12 protein-coding genes are annotated in these 15,765 nt (G+C 71.3%); 5 read left to right on the top strand and 7 right to left on the bottom strand.

The window, feature by feature from the left end; translation table 11 throughout:
- The first annotated feature begins 124 nt into the window (after positions 1-124).
- Positions 125-460, top strand: a complete 336-nt coding sequence (locus tag ACQRWP_RS29680; protein WP_088951070.1) for an STAS domain-containing protein — start codon at positions 125-127, stop codon at positions 458-460.
- A 14-nt stretch (positions 461-474) separates the two neighbouring features.
- Here ACQRWP_RS29680 and ACQRWP_RS29675 read toward each other — a convergent pair whose 3' ends face one another.
- Entirely contained in the window at positions 475-1,029 is a 555-nt protein-coding gene (locus tag ACQRWP_RS29675) for a response regulator (protein ID WP_196920611.1), read from the bottom strand.
- Entirely contained in the window at positions 1,026-5,396 is a 4,371-nt protein-coding gene (locus tag ACQRWP_RS29670; RefSeq protein ID WP_430499474.1) for a HAMP domain-containing protein, read from the bottom strand. Before ACQRWP_RS29670 ends, ACQRWP_RS29675 begins: the two co-directional genes overlap by 4 nt.
- A gap of 287 nt (positions 5,397-5,683) precedes the next feature.
- Here ACQRWP_RS29670 and ACQRWP_RS29665 point away from each other — a divergent pair, with 287 nt between their 5' ends.
- The gene (locus ACQRWP_RS29665; RefSeq protein ID WP_430499472.1) at positions 5,684-7,756 is read left to right on the top strand and encodes a SpoIIE family protein phosphatase; all 2,073 of its coding nucleotides are present in this window, start codon (positions 5,684-5,686) and stop codon (positions 7,754-7,756) included.
- 48 nt (positions 7,757-7,804) lie between these two features.
- Positions 7,805-8,236, top strand: coding sequence for a hypothetical protein (locus tag ACQRWP_RS29660; RefSeq protein ID WP_430499470.1), 432 nt, complete (start codon positions 7,805-7,807; stop codon positions 8,234-8,236).
- 46 nt (positions 8,237-8,282) lie between these two features.
- Here the strand turns inward: ACQRWP_RS29660 and ACQRWP_RS29655 are convergent, their stop codons facing one another.
- Positions 8,283-9,641 carry an FAD-binding oxidoreductase gene (locus tag ACQRWP_RS29655; protein ID WP_410819862.1) on the bottom strand — a complete coding sequence of 453 codons (1,359 nt, stop codon included), beginning with the start codon at positions 9,639-9,641 and terminating at the stop codon, positions 8,283-8,285.
- A gap of 96 nt (positions 9,642-9,737) precedes the next feature.
- On the opposite strand from ACQRWP_RS29655, the gene ACQRWP_RS29650 reads away from it, so the two are divergent.
- Positions 9,738-11,834 (top strand): S9 family peptidase, encoded by a 2,097-nt coding sequence (locus tag ACQRWP_RS29650; RefSeq protein ID WP_430499468.1) that lies wholly within the window; start codon positions 9,738-9,740, stop codon positions 11,832-11,834.
- A gap of 176 nt (positions 11,835-12,010) precedes the next feature.
- Entirely contained in the window at positions 12,011-12,196 is a 186-nt protein-coding gene (locus ACQRWP_RS29645; RefSeq protein WP_430499466.1) for a hypothetical protein, read from the top strand.
- Between the two features lie 42 nt (positions 12,197-12,238).
- Here the strand turns inward: ACQRWP_RS29645 and ACQRWP_RS29640 are convergent, their stop codons facing one another.
- The 4 genes from ACQRWP_RS29640 to ACQRWP_RS29625 all read right to left on the bottom strand — a co-directional run bounded on the left by ACQRWP_RS29640 (position 12,239) and on the right by ACQRWP_RS29625 (position 15,746).
- Positions 12,239-13,774, bottom strand: coding sequence for an FtsX-like permease family protein (locus ACQRWP_RS29640; protein WP_430499465.1), 1,536 nt, complete (start codon positions 13,772-13,774; stop codon positions 12,239-12,241).
- A complete protein-coding gene (locus ACQRWP_RS29635; protein ID WP_430499463.1) occupies positions 13,771-14,472 on the bottom strand; it encodes an ABC transporter ATP-binding protein in 702 nt (233 codons plus the stop codon). The genes ACQRWP_RS29640 and ACQRWP_RS29635 overlap by 4 nt, the downstream gene beginning before the upstream one ends.
- Positions 14,469-15,005, bottom strand: a complete 537-nt coding sequence (locus ACQRWP_RS29630) for a PadR family transcriptional regulator (RefSeq protein ID WP_430499460.1) — start codon at positions 15,003-15,005, stop codon at positions 14,469-14,471. The genes ACQRWP_RS29635 and ACQRWP_RS29630 overlap by 4 nt, the downstream gene beginning before the upstream one ends.
- A 162-nt stretch (positions 15,006-15,167) precedes the next feature.
- Positions 15,168-15,746: a TIGR03086 family metal-binding protein gene (locus ACQRWP_RS29625; protein WP_430499458.1), complete on the bottom strand. Its 579-nt coding sequence runs from the start codon at positions 15,744-15,746 to the stop codon at positions 15,168-15,170.
- Positions 15,747-15,765: the final 19 nt, after the last annotated feature.

Below are 15,765 nucleotides of genomic sequence, written 5' to 3'. Positions count from 1 at the left end.
GTTATCCGGCTCACCCATGACGTGCGCCGGTCAGCGGCACCGACACGGGGGGCCTCGCGGCCTGGACGGGGACGGCTCGCGGCCTCGACAGGCCAGGTCGGTCGGATCGCGCTAGGCTGACCGGGTGGATCGTGCCGAACTGTCCATCACGCTACACCGGACGGGCGACGAAGCAGTCTTGCGCCTGGCCGGTGAAATCGACATGCTCACGGCGGCGCAGCTCTCCACCGTCGTCAACGAGGTGCTGGCCGACCCACCCCCGAAGATCGTGCTCGACCTCGGCGGTGTCACCTTCTGCGACTCGCAGGGCCTGGGCACCCTGGTCGTGCTCAGCCGCAAGGCCAGCCACGCGCAGAGCCTGCTGATGCTGACGCACGTGGGCGACTTCCTGATCCGCGTTCTGGACATCACCGGCCTGCGCAGCGCCCTGATGATCCGCAACGATCAGCCCACCGGCTGAGCCGCCCCGCCGCGTCAGGCGGTATTGCCCCAGCGGGCCTGTTCGAGCATCCGTACCGCCCGGTCGCGGACCTCCGGGTCGTCCGAACGGAGCAGCGTGGTCGCCTCGTCGACCGCGTCGGTGAGCCGCCGCCACTGCGTGTCGCGCTCCCGGACCAGATCCGACTGGGTGGCCAGCTGCCGGGTCTTCACCCACAGCTCGACGAAGACCGACACCTTGGCCCGGAGCACCCACGGGTCGAACGGCTTGGTGAGGTAGTCCACCGCGCCCACCTGGTAACCCCGGAGGGCGAGCTGGGCGTCCCGGTCGGCGGCGGTGAGGAAGATGATCGGCACGTGCCGGGTCCGTTCGCGGCGCTTGATGTGGCTCGCCGTCTCGAAGCCGTCCATGTCCGGCATCTGCGCGTCCAACAGGATCACCGCGAAGTCGTCCACCAGCAGCTGCTTGAGCGCCGCCTCGCCGCTCTCCACCGCCACGGACTGAACCGGCAGGCCCTGAAGGATCGCCTCCAGGGCCGTCAGATTCTGCCGCCGGTCGTCCACGAGCAGCGCTTTGGCCATCTGGGTCACGAAGTCTCCTCGGTCCGGCTGCCGTTGATCCAGGACGACATCAGTTCGATCAGGTCGTCCAGGTCGACCGGCTTGGTGATGTAGTCGCTGCCCCCGGCAGCGAGCGCCGACTCACGGTCACCCGGCATCGCCTTCGCGGTCAGGAAGACCACCGGAAGGTCGGCGAACCGGTGGTTGCGGCGAATCTGTCGGGTGGTCTCGTAACCGTCCTGGTCGGGCATCATGGCGTCCATCAGCACGATGTCCACCTCCGGATGCTCAGCCAGCAGGCGGACACCGTCCGCCCCGTTGTCCGAGTACAGCACGGTCATCCCGTGCAGCTCCAACGCGCTGGTCAAGGCGAAGACGTTCCGTACGTCGTCGTCCACGATCAGCACTGTGGCGCCGTCCAGTTGACGGGTGGCCGGTGCCTCCGGCCGTTCCGGCAGCAGTTCCAGCGGCGGCATCAGCAGCGACGACGGCAGCCCGGCGCGCTGCGGCGACGGCGTCTGCGGCGCGACCACGGCGTCCGGGGCCAGCACCTGCGGCACGAACAGGGTGAAGGTCGAGCCCTGACCGGGCGCGGACGAGACGGTGATGGTGCCGCCGATCAGTCGGGCCAGATCGCGGCTGATCGACAGGCCCAGGCCGGTGCCGCCGTACCGGCGACTGGTTGTGCCGTCGGCCTGCTGGAACGCCTCGAAGATGATCGACAGCTTGTCGTCGGAGATGCCGATCCCGGTGTCGATCACGGTGAACGCGATCACCTGCTGGGCGTTCGTCAGCGCCGGGACGTCGAAGACCGCGTTCTCTGCGGCCGGAGCGATCCGCAGCGTCACGGCACCGTTGTCGGTGAACTTCACCGCGTTGGAGAGCAGGTTGCGCAGGATCTGCTGCAACCGCTGCGCGTCGGTCACCAACGCCGGCGGCAGATCCTTGCTCACCCGTACCTGGAAGTCCAGGTTCTTCTCCTCGGCCTGCGGCGCGAACGCCTGCTCGACGTAGCCGCGCAGCTCGGTGAAGCGGATCTCGGTCGGCTCGACGTCCATCCGACCCGCCTCGATCTTGGACAGGTCGAGGATGTCGTCGATCAGACGCAGCAGGTCGGAGCCGGACCCGTGGATGGTCCGGGCGAACTCGATCTGCTTCGGGCTGAGGTTCTGCTCCGAGTTCTCGGCCAGCAGACGGGCCAGCAGCAGCAACGAGTTCAGCGGGGTCCGGAGCTCGTGGCTCATGTTGGCCAGGAACTCCGACTTGTACGCCGACGCCCGGGTCAGCTGCTGCGCCTTCTCCTCCAGGCCCAGCCGCGCCAGCTCGATCTCCCGGTTCTTCGTCTCGATGTTGCCCTTCTGCTCGGACAGCAGCGTGGCCTTCTCCTCCAGCTCGGCGTTGGTGCGCTGCAACTCCGCCGACTGCTCCTGCATCTCGTGCGCCAGCCGCTGCGACTGGGCCAGCAGCTCCTCCGTACGCCGGTTGGCCTGGATGGTGTTGACCGCGATGCCGATGGTGAGCACCAGCCGCTCCAGGAACGACAGGTGCAGCTCTGAGAAGGCCGACACGCTGGCGAACTCGATCACACCGAGCAGCTCGCCCTCGAACAGGACGGGGAGCACCACCAGGTCGGACGGGGGTGTCTCGGCCAGGCCGGAGCGCAGGGTGAGCCGGCTGTTCGGGGAGGCGCTGACCCGGATCGTGCGACGGGAGAGCGCGGTCTGCCCGACCAGCCCCTCACCCGGCCCGAAGGTGACGTCGTGCCCCCGCGCCACGTACCCGTACGAGGAGGTCAGCCGCAGCCGCATGCTGCCGTCGGTGTCGTCGGCCAGGAAGAAGGCGCCGAGCTGGGCGTCGACCAGCGGAGTCACCTCCGTCATGATCATGCGGCAGACCTCGCCGAGGTCGCGCTGGCCCTGCAGCAGGCCGCCGATCCGGGCGAGGTTGGAGTCCAGCCAGCCCTGCTCGGCGTTCTTCTTGGTCGTCTCCCGGAGGGTGACGATCATCTGGTTGATGTTGTCCTTCAGCTCGGCGACCTCGCCCTGCGCCTTGACCGCGATCCGCTGGGTCAGGTCGCCCCGGGTCACCGAGGTCGACACCTGGGCGATGGCCCGCAACTGTGTGGTCAGCGTCGAGGCGAGCTGGTTGACGTTCTCGGTGAGGTCGCGCCAGGTGCCGGAGACGCCCTTCACCTGCGCCTGACCACCGAGCTTGCCCTCGATACCGACCTCGCGGGCCACCCGGGTGACCTCGTCGGCGAACGACGACAACTGGTCGACCATCGTGTTGACAGTCGACTTCAGCTCCAGGATCTCGCCCTGGGCGTCCACGGTGATCTTCTGCGACAGGTCACCCTTCGCCACCGCAGTGGTCACCGAGGCGATGTTGCGGACCTGGCTGGTCAGGTTCGACGCCATCGAGTTCACGTTGTCGGTGAGGTCCCGCCAGGTGCCGGAGACGCCCTTCACCTGCGCCTGACCACCGAGCTTGCCCTCGGTGCCCACCTCACGGGCCACCCGCGTCACCTCGTCGGCGAACGACGACAACTGGTCCACCATCGTGTTGACAGTCGACTTCAGCTCCAGGATCTCGCCCCGCGCGTCCACCGTGATCTTCTGCGACAGGTCACCCTTCGCCACCGCAGTGGAGACCTGGGCGATGTTGCGCACCTGGGCGGTCAGGTTGGAGGCCATCGAGTTCACGTTGTCGGTCAGGTCCCGCCAGGTGCCGGCGACTCCGCGTACCTGCGCCTGACCACCGAGCTTGCCCTCGGTGCCCACCTCACGGGCCACCCGGGTCACCTCGTCGGCGAACGACGACAACTGGTCCACCATCGTGTTGACAGTCGACTTCAGCTCCAGGATCTCGCCCCGCGCGTCCACGGTGATCTTCTGCGACAGGTCACCCTTCGCCACCGCAGTGGTCACCGAGGCGATGTTGCGGACCTGGCTGGTCAGGTTCGACGCCATCGAGTTCACGTTGTCGGTCAGGTCCCGCCAGGTGCCGGAGACCCCCTTCACCTGCGCCTGACCGCCCAGGTTGCCCTCGGTGCCCACCTCACGGGCCACCCGGGTCACCTCGTCGGCGAACGACGACAACTGGTCCACCATCGTGTTGACGGTGTTCTTCAGCTCCAGGATCTCGCCCTGGGCGTCCACCGTGATCTTCTGCGACAGGTCGCCCTTCGCCACGGCGGTGGAGACCTGGGAGATGTTGCGGACCTGGCTGGTCAGGTTGCCGGCCAACTGGTTGACGTTCTCGGTGAGGTCCCGCCAGGTGCCGGAGACACCGCGCACCTGGGCCTGACCGCCCAACTTGCCCTCGATGCCCACCTCACGGGCCACCCGGGTCACCTCGTCGGCGAACGACGACAGCTGGTCCACCATTGTGTTGACGGTGTCCTTCAGCTCCAGGATCTCGCCCTGCGCCGCCACCGTGATCTTCTGCGACAGGTCTCCCCGCGCCACCGCCGTGGAGACCTGCGCGATGTTGCGGACCTGGGCGGTCAGGTTCGACGCCATCGAGTTGACGCTGTCGGTCAGGTCCTTCCAGGTGCCGGCCACGTTCGGCACCTCGGCCTGGCCGCCCAACTTGCCCTCGGTGCCCACCTCGCGGGCCACCCGGGTCACCTGCTCGGCGAAGAGCCGCAGCGTGTCGGTGAGGTAGTTCATCGTGGCGGCCAGCTCGGCCACCTCACCACGCGCGCCGACCGTGATCTTCTGCGACAGGTCGCCCTTGGCCACCGCCGTCGCGACCTGCGAGATCGACCGCACCTGGCCGGTCAGGTTCGACGCCATGGTGTTCACCGAGTCGGTGAGGTCCTTCCAGGTGCCGGCGACGCCCCGCACGTCGGCCTGGCCGCCCAACTTGCCCTCGGTGCCCACCTCACGGGCCACCCGGGTCACCTCGTTGGAGAACGACGACAGCTGGTCCACCATCGTGTTCACGGTCCGCCCGATGCGCAGGTACTCACCGCGCAGCGGCCGACCGTCGATCTCCAACGCCATGTGCTGGGACAGGTCACCGTCGGCGACCGCCACGATCACCCGGGCGATCTCGGTGGTCGGTCGACCCAGGTCGTCGATCAGCGAGTTGATCGCCCGCTGCCCCTCCGCCCAGGAGCCGTCCAGCCCCTCGTCGTCGAGCCGCTCGGTGAGCCGGCCGTCGCGACCGACGATCCGGCTGATCCGCCGCAGGTCCAGGTACTGCCGCTCCTGGAGCGAGACGACCTCGTTGAAGGCGTCCGCCACCTCGCCGGCCGCGCCGGCCCGGCGGGGAAGCCGGACCTTCAGGTCGCCGCGCCCGATCCGTCGCAGTGCCTCGGCCAACTCACCGAGGAGCGCCTCGTGGTCGGGCGCGGACGGATCCGCCACCGACTGCTTCGACGTGGTCATCATTCCTCGCTCAACTCGGGGGCGCCGGTCCGTGCGGACACACCGGCACCCCATATTGTGCCCGCGCGCGCCGTGGTGCCAGGGTGCGCGACCCGCCAGGTGGCATCGATCGCGCGTCGACCCGCCCAATTGGCGTCGAGCCGGCACGGCGCGGCGGAGACCTCGCCCGGCTCCCGCACCGGTCGTTTCGACGCGTCAGCCGCGCTGCCGCCGGTGCCGCTGACCGACGCGACAGCCCGCGATCGGTGATCGGCTTGGCACCCGGCAGGGGGACGGTGGAGGATACGGGGGTGTCAGCCGAGGCGGGGCCCGCGACGGCCGGGGCCCGGGACGGGGCCGTCCGGCGTGTGCGGCTGCCCGCCGACCGCCGTACGCCGGCCGCCGCCCGTGCCGTGGTCCGCTCGGTGTTGACCGAGTCACACCTGGACGAACTGGCCAACGAGGCGCTGCTGCTCACCACCGAGCTGACCACCAACGCCGTCGAGCACGCCCGTACCGAGCTGGACATCGAGGTCGTCGCGGACGAGATCGGGCTGACCGTCACCGTCTCCGACTTCGCCCCCGGTTCGGGCGACGAGCTGACCGTCGGCGACCGCAACGACTCCACCGAGATCAACGAGGTCTCCGTGCGGGGCCGGGGCCTGCTGCTGGTCGACCACTTCGCCAGCCGATGGGGCACCACGTACCTGCCCACCGGGAAGGGCGTCTGGTTCCGGCTGGACCGCCCCGGCACCGACCCGCCCTTGACGGGCGCCATCGGCGAGTCGACACCGGCCAACGCCGGCCCCCAGACGAGCGCCGACGGGTCCGCGCCGAGCGCCAGCGCGATGAGCGAACTCATGCAGACAGCCCCCGACCTGTACGGGGACGACCCGTTGCCCGACTTCGCCACCAGCCTGCTCAGCCGGGTCGCCGAGATGGTGGGCGCGGCCGGCGGCACGATCCGTCTGGACCGCGGCGACGGGCAGGGCCGCCAGGTGCTGGCCCGCTTCGGTCGGCCGCCCCGCCCCGGCAGCGAGCTGCTCCGGGTGCCACTGACGGTGCACCGCCCGTACGCCGGTGATCTGGAGTTGGATGCCGCGCCGTCGGCGTACGCCCAACCTTTGGCGGTGCTCACCGCCGAGCGGCTGTCGCTGCACCTGGAGAACGACCGGCTGCGCCGGGCCGACGTCCGCCGGCAGGTGTGGCTGACGTTCCTGGCCGAGGCGAGCGAACTGCTGGCCCAGTCGCTGGACGTCGACCTGACCATGGCGCTGGTGCCGCAGTTGGTGGTGCCGCGACTCGGTCAGTGGTGCGCGGTGCACACCGCCGACGAGTGGGGCCGGCTCCGGCTGGCGGCGGCCAGCCACGCCGACGAGTCGATGCTTCCGCAGTTGCACAAGGTGCTGGCGGAGACCGGGCCCGACTCGATCCAGGCCCGTCTCCGCGAGGCATCCCGCAGCGCGGCGCAGATCCCCCTGGGCGGGCCGATGGAGGGTTTCGCGGTCCCGCTGATCGCCCGCGGGCAGCGGCTCGGGACCCTGGCGGTGGGGCGGCACCAGCGGCACCGGCACGACCCCGACGAGGTGGCGGTGTTGGAGGACGTGGCCCGGCGGGCCGCGCTGGCCATCGAGAACGCCCGGATCCACGCCGAGCGCCGTCGGGTGGCGCAGACGCTCCAGCAGTCACTGCTGCCGCCGGTGCTGCCGCTGGTGGACGGGATCGGTTTCGCCGCCGAGTACGTCCCGACCGGCGACGACGCCGAGGTGGGCGGCGACTTCTACGACGTGGTGCCACTGCCCGACGGGCGTTGGCTGGTGGTGATCGGTGACGTCTCCGGCAAGGGTGTTCAGGCCGCCGCGGTGACCGGGCTGGTCCGGGACGTGATCCGGGTGCTGGTCGGCGACGGAAAGCCGTTGCCGGAGGCGCTGGCGCGGCTCAACGAGACACTTGTCGAGCGCGGTGGCGGCCGCTACTGCACCCTGGCGCTGGCAGCGGTCGGGCCGGGCGAGGGCGACCAGTTGGACGTGTCGCTGCACCTCGCCGGGCACGACCGGCCGGTGCTGCTGGCCGGTGCGGGCGGCGCCGAGTTCGTCGGCACCGGCGGCACCGCGCTCGGCCTGCTCGACACGATCACCTCGCCGACGGCGCAGATCACGCTGGCACCGGGCGATTCGTTGATCTTCTACACCGATGGCGTCACCGAGCGGCGGCGCGGCCGGGAGCTGTTCGGCACCGACCGACTGCGGGACGCCGCCGCGCCCCTGGCCGGATATTCGGCCGACGTGGTGGCCGCCCGGCTGCGCGCCGCGGCGATCAACTTCTCGGTCGAGCCGCCCCGCGACGACATCGCCGTCCTGGTGCTCCGCAACGACGCGACCTGACCGCCGCGCGACCCCCGGATATCGGGTCCGCTCGGTAGATTGACGGTCATGACGAGCGTTGCGCAGGTCACGTCGTACTCCCGGCCGGCGGTCCGGACTCTGATCGTCGCGCAGCTCGCGACCATCGGCGCATTCCTCGCCGTGCTGCTGCTCTACATCGGTCGGATGACGACGGCCGGCGTCGGCCAGGCCGAGATGCTGACCGGCGCGTACGACCCGAAGGACATGATCCCGTTCGGGATGGCTGGGCTGAACCCGTTCCTCTGGCTCTATGCCGTGGTGGGGATGCTCTACGTGGTGGGTGCGGTGCTCGGGCTGCCGTTGGCGATCGTCGCGGTGGCGCTGGCCGCCCGGGAGCGTGCGGCCCTGCCCCGGGCGACCCGGTCACTGCTGCTGGCCGGCGCGGTAGGCGGCCTGCTGGTGCTGGTGGCCCGCTTCACCCCGCCGCTGCTGGACATGCAGCGGTGGTGGCTGGACTGACCCAGCCGAGCGCCTTCGGCCGACGGGCTCAGACGGCCGCCCGGCCTCACAGGCCGCCGGGGAGCCGCCCGGGCGCGAGCCGGTGCTCCGGATCCAGGTGCCGCTTCGCGGCCCGCAACTGAGCCAGGCCGGCCAGCTCGCCCCAGAGGTCGACCGCCTGGCGGACCGCCGCCGGAGCGGAGACCACCACGCAGCGGCCCTGCCGGGCCAGCAGCACCCCTCGGACAGCGGCCAGAATGGACGCCACCCGATCGGCTGCCAGCGCCCCGGGCAGCGCCGCGTGCACCACGCCCAGCCCGGCGGACCCGCGCACCGGCACCGGAGCTCCGGCCGCGTCGCGTAGCGCGTAGACGGCGGCGTGCAGGTCGCCGATCGGCACTTCCAGGCGCAGCGCCGTGTCACCGGGCGCGAACGGGTAGCGGCGCCACCACGTCGGCGCGGAGTGGGCGATCGTCGCCTCCCCGTGCAGCAGGCCGACCAGCCGCTCGGCACGCTCGGTGACGTCGGCGGGGCCGCCCTCCAGCAGCACCACCAGGCTGCCGGCCCGGGACGGGGCGCCGGCCCGACCGGACATCGACGGGTGACGCTCCCGGGCGGTGGCCGCCGGGTGACCGGGCGGGTACGGCGTACGTGGGCGGGGGGTGCCCCCGGGCAGGTCCAGCTCGATGGCCGACGGCTCCAGTCGAGCGGCGAGGATCGTCCGGACCAGGTCGTGCACCTCCAACGGCGTCCACACCGGGCGGGACACCCAGAGCCTGCTCGCCGGCACCGGCTGCACCCGCAGGCTCGCCGACACCAGCACGCCGAGCGCGCCCTGGGAGCCGCAGAGCAGGCGGGCCAGGTCGAGCCCGGGCGCGCCACCGCCGACGCTGATCAACTCGCCGTCGGCGGCGAGGTAACGCACACCGAGCAGTTGGTCGCAGGGGCTGCCGTGGCGGTGGCGCAGCGGACCGGCCTCGCCGGCGGCGAGCACGCCACCCAGGGTCGCGCCGGGTGAGGGGGCGTCCATCGCGAGCCGCTGCCCGGTGCGCTCAAGGGTGGCCTGCACCGCCCGCAGTGGAGTGCCGGCACCCACGTCGGTCACCAGCGAGTCGACCGGCTCGTGACCGATGCCGGCCAGCCGGCCGGTGTCGAGCAGGATGTCGACCTGAACGGGGGCGGCACCCCAGTCGATCTTCGTGCCCGCGCCTCGGGGCACCACCGCCAGGTCGTGCACGGCGGCCAACCGCAGCACCTCGGCAGCGGCGTGCGGGCCGCCGGGAACGGCCACCCAGCGCGCCGGTCGCCCCGCCACCTCGTCGGCCGGCCCGGCCAGCCGGGAGAACGGTGGACCGCAGATCGCCGCCAACCGCCGGGTGATCTCGAGGGCTCCGGACCGGCCGAGGGAACTTGCTGCTGCCGCCATGCCGGCCATCGTACATGTGTTCGAAAGCCGTGGTGGCGAGCATCGGGATGCCGCTGGTCCGGCGCGCTGCGGCTGCCGGCCGGTAACGTGGCCGCCGTGACCACCGAGACTGCCCCGCCCGCGGCGAAGCGGGTGCCCAGCGAGCGCACCCACCACGGCGACACCGTCGTCGACGAGTACGCCTGGCTCGCCGCCAAGGACGACCCGGAGACGATCGCCTACCTGACCGCCGAGAACGAGTACACCGACGCGCGTACGGCACACCTGGCCGACCTGCGCGCCGACCTGTTCGAGGAGACTCGCCGACGCACCCAGGAAACCGACCTGTCCGTGCCGACCCGCAAGGGCGGGCACTGGTACTACACCCGGACGGTCGAGGGGCAACAGTACGGAGTGCAGTGCCGCCGGGCGGTCCGCGACGGTGAAACCGACCCGCCGGTCAGCGCGGACGGCGCCCCACTCGACGGCGAGGAGGTGCTGCTCGACGGCAACCTGCTGGCCGAGGGGCACGACTTCTTCTCGCTCGGCGCGTTCGACGTCAGCCCGGACGGTCGCTGGCTGGCCTACTCCACCGACTTCTCCGGTGACGAGCGGTTCACCCTGCGGGTGAAGGACCTGACCACCGGCGAACTGCTGCCGGACGAGGTGCCGGACACGTTCTACGGCACCGCCTGGTCGGCCGACGCCTCGGTGCTGTTCTACGTGACTGTGGACGACGCCTGGCGGCCGAACCGGGTCTGGCGGCACACCATCGGCTCCGCCGCCGCCGACGACGTGGTGGTCCACCAGGAGGACGACGAGCGGTTCTGGGTGGGGGTGGAGCTGACCCGGTCGGAGAAGTTCATCCTCGTCGACGTGCACAGCAAGGTGACCAGTGAGGTGCTGGTGATCCCCGCCAGCAACCCGACGGGCGCGCCGGCCGTGATCGCCCTCCGCCGACAGGGCGTCGAATACACGGTGGAGCACCACGGCCACCGCTTCCTGATCCTGCACAACGACGGCGCGGAGGACTTCGCGCTGGCGTTCACCTCGGCGGACGTACCGGGCGACTGGGTGCCGCTGATCGAGCACACCCCCGGCACCCGGCTGGAGGCCGTCGACGCCTTCGCCAACCATCTGGTGGTGTCGCTGCGCACCGACGGGCTCACCGGGCTGCGGGTGCTGCCGGTGGGCAGTGACGACGGGTACGACATCGACTTCCCCGAGCCGCTGTACAGCGTCGGGTTGGACGCCAACCCGGAGTACCGCACCGGCCAGGTCCGGTTGCGCTACTCCTCGCTGATCACCCCCGACTCGGTGTACGACTACGACCTGGTCACCCGGCAGATGGTGCTGCTCAAGCAGAAGCCCGTGCTGCCCGGGCCGGACGGACGACCGTACGACCCGGCCGAGTACGAGCAGCACCGCGACTGGGCGCTCGCCGACGACGGCACCCGGGTGCCGATCTCACTGGTCTGCCGGGTGGGCACCCCAAGGGACGGCTCGGCGCCCTGCGAGCTGTACGGCTACGGCTCGTACGAGGCGAGCATGGACCCGTGGTTCTCGGTGGCCCGGCTGTCCCTGCTGGACCGGGGCGTGGTCTTCGCGGTGGCGCACATCCGGGGCGGCGGTGAGCTGGGCCGACGGTGGTACGACCAGGGCAAGTTGCTGGCCAAGAAGAACACCTTCACCGACTTCGTGGCGTGCGCCCAGCACCTCGTCAAGGCCGGCTGGACGGCCAGCGACCGACTGGTCGCCCGGGGCGCCTCGGCCGGTGGCCTGCTGATGGGCGCGGTGGCCAACCTCGCGCCGGACGCGTTCACCGGGATCGTGGCGCAGGTGCCGTTCGTGGACGCGCTCACGTCGATCCTCGACCCGTCGCTGCCGCTGACCGTCACCGAGTGGGAGGAGTGGGGCAATCCCCTCGACGACCCCGAGGTGTACGCGTACATGAAGTCCTACACGCCGTACGAGAACGTGGCCGCCGTGGACTATCCCGCGATCCTCGCGGTGACCAGCCTCAACGACACCCGGGTGCTCTACTCGGAGCCGGCGAAGTGGATCGCCCGGCTGCGGGCGGTGGCCCCGAGCGGTGACTACCTGCTGAAGACCGAGATGGGTGCCGGGCACGGCGGCCCGAGCGGTCGCTACGACTCCTGGCGCGAGGAGGCGTTCATCAACGCCTGGATCCTGGACCGCATCGGCCGCGCCTGACCGTCGGTCGTCATGATCGCGCTCGATGGTGGGAGTAGTCCCCTCGACGGCTCGGGGAGACCACTACTTCCATGATCGGGCGCGATCATGCGTCGGGTCGCGTATGCGCGGGCCTCCCGCGCCGCACGGCCTGGCCTTTCTCGGTCGCAGCGGAGACCCCGGCCTAGACTTCCGGGGTGACCGGGGCTACGGATAGTGACGGCGACGCCGCCGATGACGTGCGCCGACCGAGCGTGGCGACGGTGGCGCGGGACCGCCGGGTCTGGCTGATCCTCGCGGTGGTCGCCGGCCTGCTGGTCTGCTGCTGTTCGGCTGTGGTCGGCACCCTGATCGCACTGTCCTCCGGCCTGCTCGCCGCCTGACCTGGCCGAGCGGATCATGCGGGCCGGCGGAGGCAGCTCGGTTCAGGTCGTCCGCAGCTCATCCAGGGCGGTGCTGGCGCGCAGGAACAGCAGGCCGACACCGATCGTCACCAGCACCGCGGCCAACGCGCCGGCGCCGAGCCACGCCAGGTGCTCCAGAGGTACGGGAACGGCTCGCTGCACCTCGGGGATGTGCACGAGTCGGTTGTACTGTGCGCTGGTGGCAGGGTCCTCACAGAGCGCCACAGTGGCCTCGCAGATCGTCGCCATCCCGCCGCCTCCTGACACCTCCCGCGCGGCAAGCCCTCGGCCGAGCAGCGTGCCCACTGTGAGCGCGAGCAGGATCGCCGGCACGGCCGGCGCCAACGCCTGCCAGGCCACCGAACGGCTCAGCGTGGCGCGGGGCACCCCGGTGGCGACCAACGCGGCGTAGGCGCGTCGACGGGCGACGATCCCCTCGACCAGCGCGACGATCAGCCCGCCCGTCGCGATCAGGATGGCCACGGCTATCGCTCCATCGACGTAATTCATCGTGGACAGATAGAAGGGGTCGGTGCCACCATCCAACCCGGCGAACCGGTTCTGCTCCTGCTCGAGCTGGTCCTTGGTCCCGAAGTAGGCCCGCTGGGCGGCGGCGCCCCCGCCGAAGATCAGGGCGGCGAGCAGCGCCGCCAAGGTCCGGCTGCCCGCCCACGGGTCGGCCATCAGCCGGCCCGCCGCGAGCAGGGCAGCCGGGCCGCGGGCGTGCCGACGAAGCAACCGCCCGCAGTGGTACGACAGCCAGCCGGTGCCGATCACCACCCCGATCATCGCCGCGAGCGCGCCCACAGCGAACAACGCCGGCACCAGCCAGGCCATCAACTCCCCGTCGTCGGCGAACTGGTAGACCACCGGGCGGATCACCGCGAACGAGGCCACGCCGAACCCGATCAGGAGCCCCGCCCACGGACCCGGGCCACGCTCGCGGGCGGCCTTGCGGCTCACCCCGAGCGGGCTGGTGGTGACCGTACGCAGCATGAGGGCTGTGGCCAGCGCCGCCACGACCGGCAGACCGAGCACCACCCCAGCCAGCGCGCCGGTCGACGGCAGCACGTCGGTGGGCAGGGCCAGTTGGCCTTGCGCGTCCGGGCGGTGCAGCAGATCGCGGCCGACCAGATAGACACCCAGCCCGACGAGCGTACCGAGCAGAGCGGCCACGCCGGTCTCCAGCACCACCAGCCGGGTGACCTGCCCGGGAGTGGCGCCGGCCAATCGGAGCGCTGCCAACCGGCGGTCCCGTGCCGGCGCGCCGAGCCGGGCACACTGACCGGCCAGCGCCAGCACCGGGACCATCAGCATCAGCAGCGCGAATGCCGTGCCACCTCGCAACCCGGGCTGCACCAACAGCGCGTTGTGGTACTGCTCCGACCACCTGTCCTGGTTCTCCACCGTCGCCGCTGGGGTCGGAATGGCCCATACGGTGAGCGCCGCGAGCCCGGCCAGGGTCGCCAGCAGGGCGCTGAGCGCGGTGAGCACCACCCGGGCGGTGTCGGTGCGGGTGCCGGCGAGCGCGAGGCGGAGCAGCGTCGTCGGCCTCACCGGGCGCCGCCGGCCAGCGGCACGTCGAGCCCCAGGCCGGTGTGGTCCACCAGGCCGTCCCGCAGCACGATCTCCCGATCGGCGTACGCGGCGATCCGCGGCTCGTGGGTGACCAGCACGACGGCGGTGCGCTGCTCGCGGGCGAGCCGGACCAGCTGGGTGAGGACCTGCTCGCCGGTGAGCGTGTCCAGTGCGCCGGTCGGCTCATCGGCGAAGAGCACCGATGGCTCGGTCACCAGCGCCCGCGCCGTGGCGCAGCGTTGCTGCTGCCCCCCGGACATCTCACCCGGCCGCACGTCGGCCACCTCGGCCACCCCGAACCGCTCCAGCCAGGTGAGCGCCGCCGTCCGTGCCTCTCGCCGCCCCGTGCCGGCGAGGAGCAGGGGCAGGGCGACGTTCTCGGCCGCGGTCAACTCGGCCACCAGCTGACCGAACTGGAACAGCACCCCGAACTCGGTGCGCCGCAGCCGCGACCGAGCCGCCTCCGACCAGGTGTCGATGCGGTGCCCGCGCCAGGTGACCTCGCCGGCGTCCGGCCGGAGGATCCCAGCCAGGCAGTGCAGCAGGGTCGACTTGCCGCAGCCACTCGGCCCGGTGACGGCGACGATCTCGCCCTCGGCCACCTCGAGCGTCACGCCGCGCAGCGCGGGCGTCGGGCCGTACGCCCGAACCACGCCGCGAGCCTGAAGTTGCGTCACGGATGCACCTCCCGGTGCCAGTCGGCGACCCGGCTCAGCGTGGCGTGCAGCCACCGCAGATCCGCGTCGAGATGGGCGATCGCGAAATCGGCCGCGACCACGTCGCTGAGGGTGGCGGTCGGGTCGGCCTTGACCACGGTCAGCTCACGCAGCCGTGCGGTGTGCGCGGCCCGCTGGGCGATCAGGTACGACCGGGCCCGATCGGCGTCGGCGACCAGCAGCGCCACCACGACCTTGGCGAAGAGCGTGCTGGCCACGTACGGCATGGGTGCTTCCACGGTGGACAGCCATTGATCCAGCGTGTCCCGCCCCTGGTCGGTCAGCGCGTACGCCGTGCGATCCGGCCCGCCCACCCGATCCTGCCCGGCGGCAGCCACCAGGCCGTCGCGTTCGAGGCGGCCGAGAGTGGCGTAGACCTGCCCGAAGGCCAGCGGCCGAGCCCGTGGCAGCCGCTCGTCGTGCGCACGCTTCAGCTCATACCCGTGCCGGCTGCCCCCAGCGAGCAACCCGAGCAGAACATGCGGCGTAGACACCCCACTCACTATTCACCCAGCGAATACCCAAGTCAACAACCCACCCCCACACCCACCCCACTCCCATCTGGTTGATCAAGAAGTTGCGTCACCAGCACGCCGGAATCTGACGCAAACTTCTTGATCACCGAGGGCGGGGGTGGGGGCCGGGGGTGGGTGGGGTTAGGGGGTTTGGGGCCAGGTGGGGGTGCGGCCGGTTTGGGTCAGGAGGTGGGCCAGGTCGGGCGCCAGGTCGGGGGTTGGGGTGGGTAGGGGATCGGCGAAGACGCCCATCTTGCGGGCGGTGGGGCCCAACTGCTCCACCAGCCCGTGCAGCTCGGCCACCGCCTCCGGGGCCGGGTGGTACGGCTGGCCGGTGGCGACCGCGAGGTCCCAGCCGTGCACGGTCAGGTCCAGCAGGGCCATGCCGCCGATGACAGACTGCGGCATGCCCATGCCCGGCGACACGCCCTCCAGGGTGGACGGATCCGACCAGGCGGCGACCAACCGGCCGGTCTCCGCCTCGAAGCGGTCCCGCCAGCCGTCGCCCAGGTGGTCGGGCTTCTCGGCCCACTCCACCTGCCGCTTCTCGGCCAGGTCCTGAAAGTTGACCACCACCTGGAAGAGGTGATTGAGCAGATCACGGACCAGGTAGTCCTGGCACGGCGTGGGCAGGTCCAGTTGGTCGTCGGAGATACCCCGCACGACATCGACGGTTCGCGGCGCGGCGGCCGCCAGCAGCTCGCTAGTCTGAGTGGACATAGGGCCAGCGTATGAGGGT

It is taken from the genome of Micromonospora trifolii (assembly GCF_050516465.1).
In the GTDB taxonomy this organism is placed as follows: Bacteria; Actinomycetota; Actinomycetes; order Mycobacteriales; family Micromonosporaceae; genus Micromonospora; species Micromonospora trifolii.
This window is presented reverse-complemented; position numbering and strand designations above follow the sequence as displayed.

Excerpts from the sequence above, each read along its gene's own strand:
- ACQRWP_RS29670 (WP_430499474.1), bottom strand. The coding sequence starts at position 5,396 with ATGATGACCACGTCGAAGCAGTCGGTGGCGGATCCGTCCGCGCCCGAC.
- ACQRWP_RS29660 (WP_430499470.1), top strand. The coding sequence starts at position 7,805 with ATGACGAGCGTTGCGCAGGTCACGTCGTACTCCCGGCCGGCGGTCCGG.
- ACQRWP_RS29655 (WP_410819862.1), bottom strand. The coding sequence starts at position 9,641 with ATGGCGGCAGCAGCAAGTTCCCTCGGCCGGTCCGGAGCCCTCGAGATC.
- ACQRWP_RS29625 (WP_430499458.1), bottom strand. The coding sequence starts at position 15,746 with ATGTCCACTCAGACTAGCGAGCTGCTGGCGGCCGCCGCGCCGCGAACC.